This window comes from Streptomyces sp. LUP30 (genome assembly GCF_001746365.1).
GTDB lineage: Bacteria > Actinomycetota > Actinomycetes > Streptomycetales > Streptomycetaceae > Streptomyces.
In genome coordinates this window covers 1-13,853 of the sequence record NZ_MJAJ01000049.1, presented here as the reverse complement: position 1 = coordinate 13,853, position 13,853 = coordinate 1, and the positions used below count along the sequence as shown (strand labels likewise).

13 protein-coding genes and 4 pseudogenes are annotated in these 13,853 nt (G+C 71.6%); 13 read left to right on the top strand and 4 right to left on the bottom strand.

Going from position 1 to position 13,853, the window contains the following annotated elements:
• Positions 1-113 precede the first annotated feature (113 nt).
• The 9 genes and pseudogenes from shc (at position 114) to BG482_RS31075 (ending at position 8,928) form a co-directional block, all read left to right on the top strand.
• Complete coding sequence (gene shc, locus BG482_RS31115; protein ID WP_069772526.1) at positions 114-2,135, top strand: squalene--hopene cyclase; 2,022 nt, start codon at positions 114-116, stop codon at positions 2,133-2,135.
• Complete coding sequence (locus tag BG482_RS31110) at positions 2,135-2,776, top strand: 1-hydroxy-2-methyl-2-butenyl 4-diphosphate reductase (protein ID WP_069772525.1); 642 nt, start codon at positions 2,135-2,137, stop codon at positions 2,774-2,776. Before shc ends, BG482_RS31110 begins: the two co-directional genes overlap by 1 nt.
• A gap of 5 nt (positions 2,777-2,781) precedes the next feature.
• Positions 2,782-3,804: an adenosyl-hopene transferase HpnH gene (gene hpnH / locus BG482_RS31105; protein WP_069772524.1), complete on the top strand. Its 1,023-nt coding sequence runs from the start codon at positions 2,782-2,784 to the stop codon at positions 3,802-3,804.
• A gap of 4 nt (positions 3,805-3,808) precedes the next feature.
• Positions 3,809-4,369, top strand: a pseudogene (locus BG482_RS41690) (flavodoxin-dependent (E)-4-hydroxy-3-methylbut-2-enyl-diphosphate synthase); the annotation flags it as partial.
• Position 4,370: 1 nt separating this feature from the next.
• Positions 4,371-5,161 (top strand): annotated as a pseudogene (ispG, locus tag BG482_RS31095) (flavodoxin-dependent (E)-4-hydroxy-3-methylbut-2-enyl-diphosphate synthase); the annotation flags it as partial.
• Position 5,162: 1 nt separating this feature from the next.
• On the top strand, positions 5,163-5,469 hold a 307-nt coding region (locus tag BG482_RS31090), incomplete at its 5' end, for a flavodoxin-dependent (E)-4-hydroxy-3-methylbut-2-enyl-diphosphate synthase (protein WP_176741517.1).
• Positions 5,470-5,710: 241 nt separating this feature from the next.
• Positions 5,711-6,559 (top strand): GNAT family N-acetyltransferase, encoded by an 849-nt coding sequence (locus BG482_RS31085; RefSeq protein WP_069772521.1) that lies wholly within the window; start codon positions 5,711-5,713, stop codon positions 6,557-6,559.
• 21 nt (positions 6,560-6,580) lie between these two features.
• Entirely contained in the window at positions 6,581-7,117 is a 537-nt protein-coding gene (locus tag BG482_RS31080) for a GNAT family N-acetyltransferase (protein ID WP_069772520.1), read from the top strand.
• 107 nt (positions 7,118-7,224) lie between these two features.
• Positions 7,225-8,928: a proline--tRNA ligase gene (locus BG482_RS31075; RefSeq protein ID WP_069772519.1), complete on the top strand. Its 1,704-nt coding sequence runs from the start codon at positions 7,225-7,227 to the stop codon at positions 8,926-8,928.
• A 252-nt stretch (positions 8,929-9,180) separates the two neighbouring features.
• Here the strand turns inward: BG482_RS31075 and BG482_RS31070 are convergent, their stop codons facing one another.
• Genes BG482_RS31070 through BG482_RS31060 form a run of 3 tightly spaced genes read right to left on the bottom strand, consistent with a single transcriptional unit; the run spans position 9,181 to position 11,230 of the window.
• Positions 9,181-10,083: an aminoglycoside phosphotransferase family protein gene (locus BG482_RS31070; protein ID WP_069772518.1), complete on the bottom strand. Its 903-nt coding sequence runs from the start codon at positions 10,081-10,083 to the stop codon at positions 9,181-9,183.
• Positions 10,084-10,124: 41 nt separating this feature from the next.
• Entirely contained in the window at positions 10,125-10,646 is a 522-nt protein-coding gene (locus tag BG482_RS31065; RefSeq protein ID WP_069772517.1) for a ferritin-like domain-containing protein, read from the bottom strand.
• Positions 10,643-11,230, bottom strand: coding sequence for a hypothetical protein (locus tag BG482_RS31060; RefSeq protein WP_069772516.1), 588 nt, complete (start codon positions 11,228-11,230; stop codon positions 10,643-10,645). Before BG482_RS31060 ends, BG482_RS31065 begins: the two co-directional genes overlap by 4 nt.
• A gap of 224 nt (positions 11,231-11,454) precedes the next feature.
• Between BG482_RS31060 and rimP the strand changes: the two genes are divergently transcribed.
• The 4 genes and pseudogenes from rimP to BG482_RS31040 all read left to right on the top strand — a co-directional run.
• Positions 11,455-11,958, top strand: a complete 504-nt coding sequence (gene rimP, locus BG482_RS31055) for a ribosome maturation factor RimP (protein ID WP_069772515.1) — start codon at positions 11,455-11,457, stop codon at positions 11,956-11,958.
• A gap of 2 nt (positions 11,959-11,960) precedes the next feature.
• A complete protein-coding gene (nusA, locus tag BG482_RS31050) occupies positions 11,961-12,947 on the top strand; it encodes a transcription termination factor NusA (protein ID WP_069772514.1) in 987 nt (328 codons plus the stop codon).
• A gap of 102 nt (positions 12,948-13,049) precedes the next feature.
• Positions 13,050-13,346, top strand: coding sequence for a YlxR family protein (locus tag BG482_RS31045; RefSeq protein WP_069772513.1), 297 nt, complete (start codon positions 13,050-13,052; stop codon positions 13,344-13,346).
• Positions 13,347-13,493: 147 nt separating this feature from the next.
• Positions 13,494-13,787: pseudogene (locus tag BG482_RS31040) on the top strand (translation initiation factor IF-2 N-terminal domain-containing protein); the annotation flags it as partial.
• Here the strand turns inward: BG482_RS31040 and BG482_RS46255 are convergent.
• Positions 13,760-13,834: pseudogene (locus BG482_RS46255) on the bottom strand (DUF5941 domain-containing protein); the annotation flags it as partial. The pseudogenes BG482_RS31040 and BG482_RS46255 overlap by 28 nt on opposite strands.
• Between the last annotated feature and the right edge of the window lie 19 nt (positions 13,835-13,853).

Below are 13,853 nucleotides of genomic sequence, written 5' to 3'. Positions count from 1 at the left end.
TATCGGTCGAATAGCCCTCGCGTAGTCGCCGGCCGGTGTGCGAGATGCGGACACCGGCCGACGGCGGACCCACAGCAGACGCAACGACATGCACACTGCACGAAGGGGAAGCCATGACAGCGACGACCGACGGAAGCACCGGGGCCCTGCCGCCCCGCGCTGCCGCGGCCAGCGAAACCGACATCACCGTCCCCGTGGCGGCCGGGGTACAAGAAGCCGCCGCACGCGCGATGCAGCGCGCCACCGACTTCCTGCTCGCCCGGCAGGACCCCGAGGGCTGGTGGAAGGGCGACCTGGAGACCAACGTCACCATGGACGCCGAGGACCTGCTGCTCCGCCAGTTCCTGGGCATCCGTGACGAGCCGACCACCCGTGCCGCCGCCCTCTTCGTGCGCGGCGAGCAGCGCGAGGACGGCACCTGGGCGACCTTCTACGGCGGCCCGCCCGACCTGTCCGCCACCGTCGAGGCGTACGTCGCGCTGCGCCTGGCCGGCGACGCCCCCGACGCCCCGCACATGGCGAGTGCCGCCGCCTGGGTCCGCGACCAGGGAGGCATCGCCGCCGCCCGGGTCTTCACCCGGATCTGGCTGGCCCTGTTCGGCTGGTGGAAATGGGAGGACCTGCCCGAACTCCCGCCCGAGCTCTTGTTCTTCCCTAAATGGTTCCCGCTGAGCATCTACAACTTCGGCTGCTGGGCCCGGCAGACGATCGTGCCCCTGACCGTCGTCTCGGCGAAGCGCCCCGTGCGCCCCGCGCCGTTCCCGCTCGACGAGCTGCACACCGACCCCGCGAACCCCAACCCCCCCAAGCCCCTCGCCCCCGTCAACAGTTGGGACGGACTCTTCCAGCGGCTCGACAAGGTGGTGCGCGGCTACCGGTCGGTGGCGGTGCGCAGGCTGCGCAGAGCCGCCCTGAACTCCGCCGCCCGCTGGATCGTCGAGCGCCAGGAGAACGACGGCTGCTGGGGCGGGATCCAGCCGCCCGCCGTGTACTCGGTCATCGCCCTGCACCTGCTCGGCTACGACCTCGAACACCCGGTGATGCGTGCCGGGTTGGAGTCCCTCGACCGGTACACCGTGTGGCGCGAGGACGGCGCACGGATGGTCGAGGCCTGCCAGTCGCCGGTATGGGACACCTGCCTCGCCACCATCGCCCTCGCCGACGCCGGACTGCCGCCCGACCACCCCCAACTGGTCAAGGCAGCCGACTGGATGCTCGGCGAGCAGGTGGTGCGCCCCGGCGACTGGTCGGTACGCCGACCGCAACTCCCGCCCGGCGGGTGGGCGTTCGAGTTCCACAACGACAACTACCCCGACATCGACGACACCGCCGAGGTCGTCCTCGCGCTGCGCCGGGTCCGCCACCACGACCCGGAGCGCATGGACCGGGCGATCGCGCGCGGGGTGCGCTGGAACCTCGGGATGCAGTCCCGCAACGGCGCATGGGGCGCCTTCGACGTCGACAACACCAGCCCGTTCCCCAACCGGCTGCCGTTCTGCGACTTCGGCGAGGTCATCGACCCGCCGTCCGCGGACGTCACGGCGCACGTCGTCGAGATGCTGGCGATCGAGGGCCTCTCGCACGATCCGCGCACCCGGCGCGGCATCGAGTGGCTGCTCGCCGAACAGGAGCCGGACGGCTCCTGGTTCGGACGCTGGGGCGTCAACTACGTCTACGGCACGGGGTCGGTGGTGCCTGCCCTCACCGCCGCCGGCCTGCCCGTCCAGCACCCGGCGATCCGGGCGGCGGTCGGCTGGCTGGAACGGGTGCAGAACGACGACGGCGGCTGGGGCGAGGACCTGCGCTCCTACCAGGACCCCGCCCGATGGAGCGCCCGCGGCGCCTCGACGGCCTCCCAGACGGCATGGGCGCTGATGGCCCTGCTGGCGGCGGGGGAGAAGGACTCCAAGGCCGTCGAGCGGGGCGTCGCGTGGCTGGCCCGGACCCAGCGGGAGGACGGTTCCTGGGACGAGCCCTACTTCACCGGCACCGGCTTCCCCTGGGACTTCTCGATCAACTACCACCTCTACCGGCAGGTCTTCCCGCTCACCGCGCTCGGCCGCTACGTCCATGGAGAGCCGTTCAGCACGCAGCCCGCCCCGCACGCGGCGTCCGCCGAGGGCAAGGGGGGCTGATGAGCGCACAGCCCGTCCCGGCACCGCTGCTGATCGCCTGCGCGCTCGGCATCGAGCACCTCGCCCTGCGCATGGGCGAGCGCGGCGGCGCCGACGGGCCGGTCACCGTCCTGCGGACGGGCATGGGCCCCAAGGCGGCCGAGCGTTCCGTCACCCGGGTCCTGTCCGACCCGGTGCTGGGCGGGGCGGCCGTGCTGGCCACGGGATTCTGCGCCGGACTCGCCCCCGGCATGCACCCCGGCGACCTGGTCGTCGCCGAGGAGACCCGCGACCCACGCGGCCGCGTCCCCTGCGTGGGCACCGAACTGCTCGTCAAGGAACTGGTGCGCACCCTGCCCGGGCGGACGGTCCACACCGGCCCGCTCACCGGCTCCGACCACGTGGTACGCGGCCACGAGCGGGCCGATCTGCTCGCGACCGGCGCGATCGCGGTCGACATGGAATCGGCGGCCACGCTCCTGAGCGCCGTGCGCGCCGAGCCGCGCCCGGTTGCGGCCGTCCGGGTGGTCGTGGACGCTCCAGAACATGAACTCGTCCGGATCGGCACGGTGCGCGGTGGAATATCGGCTTTCCGCGTTCTTCGCTGCGTCCTGCCTGCTTTTTTCGAATGGCACCGTAATGTTCTGCTCCCCCGGAGGTGAGCCACATGGCCATGCCGTTGCGTCAGTCCATCAAGGTCGCTACATACCTGGTTGAACAGAAGCTCCGCAAGCGGGACAAGTTCCCGCTCATCGTGGAGCTGGAGCCGCTCTTCGCCTGCAACCTCAAGTGCGAGGGCTGCGGCAAGATCCAGCATCCGGCGGGTGTGCTCAAGCAGCGCATGCCGGTCGCCCAGGCCGTGGGCGCGGTGCTGGAGTCCGGCGCGCCGATGGTGTCCATCGCCGGCGGCGAGCCCCTGATGCACCCTCAGATCGACGAGATCGTGCGCCAGTTGGTGGCGAAGCGGAAGTACGTCTTCCTCTGCACCAACGCCATGCTGCTGCGCAAGAAGATGGACAAGTTCACCCCCTCGCCCTACTTCGCCTTCGCCGTGCACATCGACGGGCTGCGCGAGCGCCACGACGAGTCCGTGGCGAAGGAGGGTGTGTTCGACGAGGCCGTGGCGGCCATGAAGGAGGCCAAGCGGCGCGGCTTCCGGGTCACCACCAACTCGACCTTCTTCAACACCGACACCCCGCAGACCGTCATCGAGGTGCTCAACTACCTCAACGACGACCTCAAGGTCGACGAGATGATGATCTCGCCCGCGTACGCCTACGAGAAGGCCCCCGACCAGGAGCACTTCCTGGGCGTCGAGCAGACCCGCGAGCTGTTCAAGAAGGCCTTCTCGGGCGGCAACCGGCGCCGCTGGCGGCTCAACCACTCGCCCCTCTTCCTGGATTTCCTGGAGGGCAAGGCCGACTTCCCGTGCACGGCGTGGGCCATCCCGAACTACTCCCTCTTCGGCTGGCAGCGCCCCTGCTACCTGATGAGCGACGGGTACGTGCCGACCTACCGCGAGCTGATCGAGGACACCGACTGGGACAAGTACGGCCGGGGCAAGGACCCGCGCTGCGCCAACTGCATGGCGCACTGCGGCTACGAGCCCACTGCCATCCTCGCCACGATGGGCTCGTTGAAGGAGTCCCTGCGCGCCGTGCGGGAGACCGTCAACGGAAACCGGGAGTGACGGCATGACCGCCGTGTCCCTGGGCGTCCCCGAGATGCCGGCCCGGCCGGTGACGCCGCGACGAGAGTCGCGGCGGATCCAGGTCGGCTCCGTGGCGGTCGGGGGCGGGGCCCCGGTGTCGGTGCAGTCGATGACGACGACGCGTACGTCGGACATCGGTGCGACGCTGCAGCAGATCGCGGAGCTGACGGCGTCGGGTTGTCAGATCGTGCGGGTGGCGTGTCCGACGCAGGACGACGCGGACGCGCTGGCGACGATCGCGCGCAAGTCGCAGATCCCGGTGATCGCGGACATCCACTTCCAGCCGAAGTACGTSTTCGCCGCGATCGAGGCGGGCTGTGCGGCGGTGCGGGTGAACCCGGGCAACATCAAGCAGTTCGACGACAAGGTCCGGGAGATCGCCAAGGCGGCGAAGGAGCACGGCACGCCGATCCGTATCGGTGTCAACGCCGGTTCGCTGGACCGCCGTCTGCTGCAGAAGTACGGCAGGGCGACCCCGGAGGCGCTGGTGGAGTCGGCGCTGTGGGAGGCGTCCCTCTTCGAGGAGCACGACTTCCGCGACATCNTTCGCCGCGATCGAGGCGGGCTGTGCGGCGGTGCGGGTGAACCCGGGCAACATCAAGCAGTTCGACGACAAGGTCCGGGAGATCGCCAAGGCGGCGAAGGAGCACGGCACGCCGATCCGTATCGGTGTCAACGCCGGTTCGCTGGACCGCCGTCTGCTGCAGAAGTACGGCAGGGCGACCCCGGAGGCGCTGGTGGAGTCGGCGCTGTGGGAGGCGTCCCTCTTCGAGGAGCACGACTTCCGCGACATCAAGATCTCGGTCAAGCACAACGACCCGGTGGTCATGATCGAGGCCTACCGGCAGCTGGCCGCGCAGTGCGACTATCCGCTGCACCTCGGTGTGACCGAGGCCGGTCCCGCGTTCCAGGGCACGATCAAGTCGGCCGTCGCCTTCGGTGCGCTGCTCTCCCAGGGCATCGGCGACACCATCCGTGTCTCCCTGTCGGCTCCTCCGGTCGAGGAGGTCAAGGTCGGCAACCAGATCCTGGAGTCGCTGAACCTCAAGCAGCGTGGTCTGGAGATCGTCTCCTGCCCGTCGTGCGGGCGGGCCCAGGTCGATGTGTACAAGCTCGCCGAGGAGGTCACGGCCGGGCTGACCGGCATGGAGGTGCCTCTCCGGGTCGCCGTCATGGGCTGTGTCGTCAACGGTCCCGGCGAGGCCCGTGAGGCCGACCTCGGGGTCGCCTCCGGCAACGGCAAGGGCCAGATCTTCGTGAAGGGCGAGGTCATCAAGACCGTCCCCGAGTCGAAGATCGTGGAGACCCTCATCGAGGAGGCCATGAAGCTGGCCGANGCGGGCCCAGGTCGATGTGTACAAGCTCGCCGAGGAGGTCACGGCCGGGCTGACCGGCATGGAGGTGCCTCTCCGGGTCGCCGTCATGGGCTGTGTCGTCAACGGTCCCGGCGAGGCCCGTGAGGCCGACCTCGGGGTCGCCTCCGGCAACGGCAAGGGCCAGATCTTCGTGAAGGGCGAGGTCATCAAGACCGTCCCCGAGTCGAAGATCGTGGAGACCCTCATCGAGGAGGCCATGAAGCTGGCCGAGCAGATGGAGGCCGCGGGAACCGCCTCCGGAGAGCCCTCGGTGTCGGTCGCCGGCTGACGCCCCTGCGGGAACGAAGGCAACTCTCGACGCCGGTTCGGGCGGGCATCCCAGCCCGTCCGGCGACCGAGGACGAGGCCCCTTCAGGGCCGGAGCAGGGGTCCGGGGCGGCAGCCCTCAGAGGACGGCAGTCCGGCCCCACGCCCACGGCGAACGAACGCCAACTGAACGCAGGGCGGCACCGCAAAGCTTCCGCAGGTACAGTGCGGAGATCAGCAGACCTGAGTGTGAGGCCCCGCGCGTGTTGACCCAGACCACCTCCCGGGTCCTCGAACCGAGCGACCTGGACGCCGCGCTCGCCGTCCTCGACCGCGAGCCGGTCGCCAACGCCTTCGTGACGTCCCGCGTACAGGTCGCCGGCCTCGACCCGTGGCGCCTCGGCGGCGAGATGTGGGGCTGGTACGAGGACGGCATGCTGACGTCCCTGTGCTACGCGGGCGCCAACCTCGTCCCGATCTGCGCCACCCCGCGCGCGGTGCGCGCCTTCGCCGACCGGGCCCGCCGAGCCGGCCGCCGCTGCTCCTCGATCGTCGGCCCCACCGAGCCGACGACCCGGCTGTGGCGCCTCCTCGAACCGCACTGGGGCCCGGCCCGGGAGGTCCGCGCCCGTCAGCCGCTCATGGTCACCGACCGCATGCCCGGCGACATCGCCCCCGACCCCTACGTCCGCCGCATCCGCAAGGACGAGATGGACACGATCATGCCGGCGTGCGTGGCGATGTTCACCGAGGAGGTCGGGATCTCCCCGATGGCCGGCGACGGCGGACTGCTGTACCAGGCCCGGGTCGCCGAACTCGTCGGCTCCGGCCGCTCGTTCGCCCGCCTCGACGACCGGGGCAGGGTCGCCTTCAAGGCGGAGATCGGCGCGGCGACGTCCCAGGCCTGCCAGATCCAGGGCGTGTGGGTGGCCCCCGAGTACCGCGGACAGGGCCTCGCCGCCCCCGGCATGGCGGCGGTCCTGCGCTACGCCCTGGCGGACGTGGCCCCCGTGGTGAGCCTCTACGTCAACGACTTCAACACCGCGGCCAGGCGAACGTACAGGAGGGTCGGCTTCCAGGAGGTCGGCGCCTTCACGAGCGTGCTCTTTTGACGCCCCTGTAGGCTCCCCGCCATGGACCTCGTCATCGGCCCCTTGGACCTTTCCGCGCACGTGGACGAGGCCCTGGCCGTCCAGGCCGTCGCCTTCGGTCTCGGCCCCGACGAGGTTGCCGTCAGACGCCAGATCGTCCTGCGCCACATGACGAACCCGGGCGCGCGCGCCTTCGGCGCGACGACCTCCGAGGGCCGTCTCGCCGGCTTCGTCTACGGCATGCCCAACGACCGCGCCCACTGGTGGTCCACCGTCGTCCAGCCCTATCTGGCGGCCCAGCACCACGAGCACTGGCTGGACGACTCCTTCGTCATCACCGAGCTCCACGTCCACCCCGCGTACCAGAACCGCGGCGCGGGCCGGGCCCTCATCACCAGGATCACCGACACCGCGACCGAGCCCCGTTCGATCCTCTCCGCGATCGACACGGAGAGCCCCGCCCGGGCCCTCTACCGCTCCCTCGGCTACCGGGACCTGGCCCGCCGCGTCCTCTTCCCCAGCGCCCCCCGCCCCTACGCGGTGATGGGCGCCCCGCTTCCGCTCCTGCGCCCGGAATAACGGATTTCCGGGCACGCCGCGCTCCCGGCTAACCTCCTAGCCATCACCTTCCCCCGCTCTCGGCCTCGTTCGAGCGGGGGTACCCCATCGGCAGGAGTACGACAACCATGGCCAACGCACCGGTCCAGCGCATGTCCCAGTTGATGGCGAAGACGCTGCGCGACGACCCGGCGGACGCCGAGGTCCTCAGCCACAAGCTCCTCGTCCGTGCCGGCTACGTCCGCCGCACCGCCGCCGGCATCTGGTCCTGGCTGCCCCTCGGCAAGAAGGTCCTCTCCAACGTCGAGCGCATCGTGCGCGAGGAGATGGACGCGATCGGCGCCCAGGAGGTGCTGCTCCCCGCCATCCTGCCCCGGGAGCCGTACGAGGCGACCGGTCGCTGGGAGGAGTACGGCGCCGAGCTCTTCCGCCTCCAGGACCGCAAGGGCGGCGACTACCTGCTCGGTCCCACCCACGAGGAGATCTTCACCCTGCTGGTGAAGGACCAGGCGTCCTCCTACAAGGACCTGCCGGTCATCCTCTACCAGATCCAGAACAAGTACCGCGACGAGGCCCGCCCCCGCGCCGGCATCCTGCGCGGCCGCGAGTTCCTCATGAAGGACTCCTACTCCTTCGACACGGAGGACGAGGGCCTCGCCCACTCCTACGCCCTGCACCGCCAGGCCTACCAGCGCGTCTTCGAGCGCCTCGGCCTCGACTACCGCATCTGCGCCGCCACCGCCGGCGCGATGGGCGGCTCGAAGTCGGAGGAGTTCCTCGCCCCGGCCGAGGCCGGCGAGGACACCTTCGCGGACTGCCCCCACTGCGACTTCGCGGCGAACACCGAGGCGATCGCGTACGAGCTCAAGCCGGTGGACGCCGACGGCGTCGCCGCGCTCGAGGAGATCCCCACCCCGGACACCCCGACCATCGAGACCCTCGCCGCCCATCTCGGCGTCCCCGCCTCCGCCACCCTGAAGAACCTGCTGGTGAAGGTCGACGGCGAGATCGTGGCCGTCGGCGTGCCCGGCGACCGCGAGGTGGACCTCGGCAAGGTCGAGGCGCACTTCGCCCCGGCCGCCGTCGAACTGGTCACCGCCGAGGACTTCGTCGGCCGCCCCGACCTGGTGCGCGGCTACGTCGGCCCGCAGGGCCTCGGGGACAAGGTCACGTACATCGCCGACCCGCGGGTGGCGCCCGGCACCTCCTGGATCACCGGCGCCAACAAGGAGGGCACGCACGCGAAGAACGTCGTCGCGGGCCGTGACTTCGAGGTCGGCGCGTACGTCGACGTCGTCGTCGTCCAGGAGGGCGACCCCTGCCCGAAGTGCGGCACCGGCCTGAAGCTGGACCGCGCCATCGAGATCGGCCACATCTTCCAGCTGGGCCGCAAGTACGCCGACGCCCTCAAGCTCGACGTCCTCGGCCGGCACGGCAAGCCGGTCCGCGTGACCATGGGCTCCTACGGCATCGGCGTCTCCCGCGCGGTCGCCGCCCTCGCCGAGCAGACCGCCGACGACAAGGGCCTGTGCTGGCCCGCCGAGGTCGCCCCGGCCGACGTGCACGTGGTCGCCGCCGGCAAGGCGCTGCAGACCGAGCTGGCGCTGGAGGTCTCCGAGAAGCTGCGCGCGGCCGGACTGCGCGTCCTGGTCGACGACCGGGCCGGCGTCTCCCCGGGCGTGAAGTTCACCGACTCCGAGCTGATCGGCGTGCCGCAGATCCTGGTGGCGGGCCGTCGCTCCGACGAAGGCGTCCTCGAGCTGAAGGACCGCAGGACCGGCGAGCGCGAGGAGCTCACGGTGGACGAGGCGATCGCGCGTCTCACCGCCTGACGCCAGAGCCGTCCGCGAGGGGCTGAGGGGGCGTGCGGCCCCCTCAGCGGACCTCTCGCGGGTCGGGGCGCCGCCCCGGCGCCGGCCGACGCAGCGGCGTCAGGCAGGCGGACGAGACCTCGACGGTGGCGTCCGCCAGGTCCGCAGCGCCCGTCGGCCTGCCCCGGCGGCCTGCCCCCGGCGACCTGCACCGACGGCCCGCGCCGACCGCACGGGCGCCCGCGCCCGGAGCCGGCGCGATGACCTGTCGGCTCAAAGCCACCCGGCGAACTCCAGCAGCAGCTCGGCGTCCCGGGGCCGTCCGACCCGCAGCGCCCGCACCCCCGACTCCACCGCCCGGAAGAGCGTCCACCCCCGCACCCGCTCGCCGTCCAGCTCCAGCGACTCCGCCAGCTTCCGCACCCGCCGCCGCGTGGTCGCCGCCCCCGAGGGCGAGCCGATCAGATCCTCCACCCGGTCACGCACCAGCCGTGCCAGGTCGAACGCGCACTCACCCACCACCGGGTCCGGGCCCACCGCGAGCCACGGCGACCGCTCCGCCGCCAGCACCTTGCTCTGCCGGAACGTGCCGTGCAGCAACCGCACCTCCGGCGCCGAGCCCACCAGCTCCTCCCGGGCGGCTAGCGCAGCGTCCACCAGAGCGGCCACCCCCGCCTCGGAGCCGAGCGCAGTGCTCCGCATCGCCGCGGCCTGCCGTCCGGTCCGCTCGGCCACCGTCTCGAAGACCTGACCGGCCGGCGGATCCACCCACAGCCGCCGCAGCGTCCCCGCCGCCTCCAGCAGCGCCTTCGCCTCCGGCAGCGACCGCACGGACACATCGGGATGCAGCCGTTCCAGGAGCAGGGTCCCCGCCGTCTCCGGCCCGTCCAGCGCCTGTACGGCGCCCAGACCGTCCCAGCACGTCAGCGCGGCCCGCTCGGCCTCGGGGCGGAACCGGGGCGGGGCCAGCTTGAGCACGGCCGGCGTCCCGTCCGCCCGGCGCACCAGCACGACCAGGCTGGACCGGCCGCCCGGCACCTGCACCCGGTCGACGGTCAACTCGCGCAGAGCGACGGCCTGCCGGACGGTCTCCGGCAGCTTCTCCAGCCAGCCGTCCCCGTCCGGCGCCGTCTCACCGAGCGCCCTGACCAGACGTGGCGGCGGTGCGAAAGCCATGCGCGAGTCGTCCCCTTCCGTGCTCCCGGCCGGACCGCCGCTCACCCCGTGGCCGTGGCCGATGCCGCTGCCGCCGGGGGCGTGGCGGGCGCCGCCGTCGTGGCGGGCGCCGAGCCCGTGGCCGGATCCGTACCGTCCCGCTCCGCGAGACCTGGGAAGGCTACGCTGCTGCCGCGCCAGCGCACCGCGCGCACCGCCGCCTCCCGCAGCGCCGTCGCGGCCTCCCGGCGTCGTGCGTCCCCGGCTGCCCGCACCAGGTCCGAATACACCCCGGCCACCCGTCCCTCCAGTTCGGCGGCGAGCCGCACCGCCGAGGCGGAGTCCTGCACCGCGAACGGCAGCGCGTACCCGGCGCTCGCCGGGACCGGTTCGGCGTCCATGCCCCGCACCTCGCGCATCAGCGCGTCACGGCGAGCCCGGTGCGTGTCGTAGGCCGCCCGCGCCTCGGCGCGCCGTTCCTCGCCGACCCGCCCGCCCACGACCCCGTAGCCGTAGACGGCGGCGTGCTCGGCGGCCAGCGCCGCCTGCAGCGCCGTCAGCTCCGCGCTCGTCTCCTCGCTCATCGCGTCCCCTCCGTCAGCAGATAGGCGTGGGCCGCGCCGGCCGCCGCCACCGAGGCCAGCAGCCGGGCCTGCTCGCCCGGCAGGCCCGCCAGCTCCGCGGCCCTGCGGTCGGCCAGCGTCCGCTCGGCGGCGGCCAGCTGCGCGAGGGCGTCCTTCTCGAGCACCGGAGCGGGGGACGGCACGGCCGAGGCAGGCGGCGCCGAGGCGGACCCGGTGGGCGATCCGGTGGGCGATCCGGGCGGTGACCCGGTGGGGGAGGCGGAGCGCGACGGGGACGTGCTGCGGACGCCGCCGAACGCGTCCACGTGCCGGACGACCTCCGCCCGCAGCGGTCCCAGCAGCCCCGTCAGCCCCGGATGGACGGCCAGGACGGCGTCGTACCGAGCCACCAGCCCCTCGCTGTCCGCGGCCGCACGCGCGCGTGCCCGCTCGGTGACCGCGGGGCTGACGCTCGCGTCCGCGGCGCCCTCCCCGCCGTCCTCGCCCGACGAGCAGCCGGCGAGGAGCGCCGCTCCCGCGGCGGCCGTGAGCAGGGATCTTCTGCGCGGTCCCGACGGGGCGCGCGAGGGAGGGGGGAACGGCACGGCAGACGTCCTCGGGAACTCGTACGAAAGAAACACCAAGAAGGGCGCAGGCCCGTGATCACCGTACCCGCGCGTTCCTCCCCCACCACTCAGCGGCACCGTGCGCGCGACGGTTCGCCACCCTCCGTGCACAGGTGGACGGCAACACACCCTGCGACCGGATACCCTTTGACCAGACACGCGCACCGTCCCACAACAGCACACGCGGCCGAGGAGTCACCCGGATGAGCACCACCCAGAGCGAGAGGCTGCGAGAGCTACTGGAACCGCTCGTCGCCTCCCAGGGACTGGATCTCGAAGAGATCACCGTGGACTCCGTCGGACGCAAGCGGGTGCTGAGCGTGGTCGTCGACTCCGACGACGGAGCGGATCTGGACCAGATCGCCGATGTGAGCCGCGCGCTCTCGGCGAAGCTCGACGAGACGGACGCGATGGGCGAGGGCGAGTACACCCTCGAGGTCGGCACCCCGGGCGCGGAGCGCGCCCTCACCGAGCACCGCCACTACGTGCGCGCCACGGAACGACTGGTGCGGTTCCAGCTGACCGAGGGCGGCGAGCTGGTCGCCCGGATCGTCGCGGTCGACGACGAAGGGCTCGACGTCGAGGTGCCGGGTGTGAAGGGCCGCAAGGCCACCGCCCGCAGAATCGCCTTCGGCGACGTCGACAAGGCGCGCGTGCAGGTCGAGTTCAACCGCAAGGACAAGAACGAGAAGGAAGAGGAGGCGTAGCCGTGGACATCGACATGAGCGCCCTGCGGGGCTTGGTACGGGAGAAGGAGATCTCCTTCGACCTGCTGGTCGAGGCGATCGAGTCGGCCCTCCTCATCGCCTACCACCGCACCGAGGGAAGCCGCCGTCACGCGCGCGTGGAGCTCGACCGGCAGACCGGGCATGTGACCGTGTGGGCGAAGGAGGACCCCGAGGACCTCGAGGAGGGGCAGGAGCCCCGCACGTTCGACGACACCCCGTCGGACTTCGGCCGTATCGCCGCCACCACGGCCAAGCAGGTCATCCTGCAGCGCCTGCGCGACGCCGAGGACGACGCGACGCTCGGCGAGTACGCCGGCCGTGAGGGCGACATCGTCACCGGCGTGGTCCAGCAGGGTCGCGACCCGAAGAACGTGCTCGTGGACATCGGCAAGCTGGAGGCCATCCTGCCGGTGCAGGAGCAGGTCCCCGGCGAGACGTACTCGCACGGTCTGCGTCTTCGGTCGTACGTCGTCCGGGTGGCGAAGGGTGTGCGCGGCCCGTCCGTGACGCTCTCGCGGACCCACCCCAACCTGGTGAAGAAGCTCTTCGCCCTCGAGGTGCCGGAGATCGCCGACGGCTCGGTCGAGATCGCCGCGATCGCCCGCGAGGCCGGTCACCGCACGAAGATCGCCGTCAGGTCCACCCGTTCGGGTCTGAACGCCAAGGGCGCCTGCATCGGCCCCATGGGCGGCCGGGTGCGCAACGTGATGGGCGAGCTCAACGGTGAGAAGATCGACATCGTCGACTGGTCCGACGACCCGGCCGAGATGGTGGCCAACGCGCTGTCCCCGGCCCGGGTCTCGAAGGTGGAGGTCGTCGACCTCGCGGCCCGCTCCGCGCGTGTGACCGTGCCGGACTACCAGCTGTCCCTGGCGATCGGCAAGGAAGGGCAGAACGCCCGGCTCGCCGCCCGTCTGACCGGCTGGCGGATCGACATCCGTCCGGACACCGAACAGCCGGAGGAATAGATCTCGGCCTGTGGTGGCTGAGATCACGTCAGAGTTCGTCACGGCACGTGTTCGATTCCTGTCCCATTGGGATGAGGTCGGCGCGGGGAGGTAGACTTGACTGTGTCTGGCCGGACGCACACCGGCGCATGCCCTGAGCGCACCTGTGTGGGGTGCCGGAAGCGAGCGGCCAAGACGGAGCTGCTGCGCATCGTGGCGATCAAGGACGCATGCGTCCCCGATCCACGCGGTACGCTGCCCGGCCGGGGTGCGTATCTGCACCCCGCCCCGTTCTGTCTCGACCAGGCGGCGCGCCGCCGGGCGTTCACGAGGGCGTTGCGAGCCCCGGGAGCGCTCGACATAAACGCGTTGCGCCAGTACGTCGAGCAGACGACCGTTGCCGAACAGGCGACACCGTAAGAAGGCGTCGCACGGAACCTCCGTGCGGCTCTGGTACCCCGCGAGTTGGAAGTAGGTCGAGATTGCGATGAGCACTCGATGAGCACGCGATGAGTACGCCCATGAAGTAGCGACGGTCCGGACACACCCGGACCTAAAAGGAGCGAAGTGGCTAAGGTCCGGGTATACGAACTCGCCAAGGAGTTCGGGGTGGAGAGCAAGGTCGTCATGGCCAAGCTCCAGGAACTCGGTGAATTCGTCCGTTCGGCGTCTTCGACCATCGAAGCGCCCGTTGTCCGCAAACTGACTGACGCCTTCCAGGGCGGCGGCAAGCCCGCCCCCCGCAAGGCAGCCCCCAGGCCCGGCGCGCCCTCCCCGGCCAGCACGGCCACGAGCAGCGTCCGCCCTTCCTGCCCCCCGACGGCGCGCACCAGCCAGGCCGGCGGCGCTCCGGCGTCTCCGCGGATGCGGTACACCGTGTCGTAGTGATGGTAGGCGACGGCGGCCACCAGGCCGAAAGCCGCGGGA

Bases quoted from the DNA above. Each gene is read 5' to 3' on its own strand.
- BG482_RS31110 (WP_069772525.1), top strand. From the start codon at position 2,135: ATGAGCGCACAGCCCGTCCCGGCACCGCTGCTGATCGCCTGCGCGCTC.
- hpnH (WP_069772524.1), top strand. From the start codon at position 2,782: ATGGCCATGCCGTTGCGTCAGTCCATCAAGGTCGCTACATACCTGGTT.
- BG482_RS31070 (WP_069772518.1), bottom strand. From the start codon at position 10,083: ATGGCTTTCGCACCGCCGCCACGTCTGGTCAGGGCGCTCGGTGAGACG.
- rimP (WP_069772515.1), top strand. From the start codon at position 11,455: ATGAGCACCACCCAGAGCGAGAGGCTGCGAGAGCTACTGGAACCGCTC.
- BG482_RS31065 (WP_069772517.1), bottom strand. From the start codon at position 10,646: ATGAGCGAGGAGACGAGCGCGGAGCTGACGGCGCTGCAGGCGGCGCTG.
- BG482_RS31080 (WP_069772520.1), top strand. From the start codon at position 6,581: ATGGACCTCGTCATCGGCCCCTTGGACCTTTCCGCGCACGTGGACGAG.
- shc (WP_069772526.1), top strand. From the start codon at position 114: ATGACAGCGACGACCGACGGAAGCACCGGGGCCCTGCCGCCCCGCGCT.
- BG482_RS31075 (WP_069772519.1), top strand. From the start codon at position 7,225: ATGGCCAACGCACCGGTCCAGCGCATGTCCCAGTTGATGGCGAAGACG.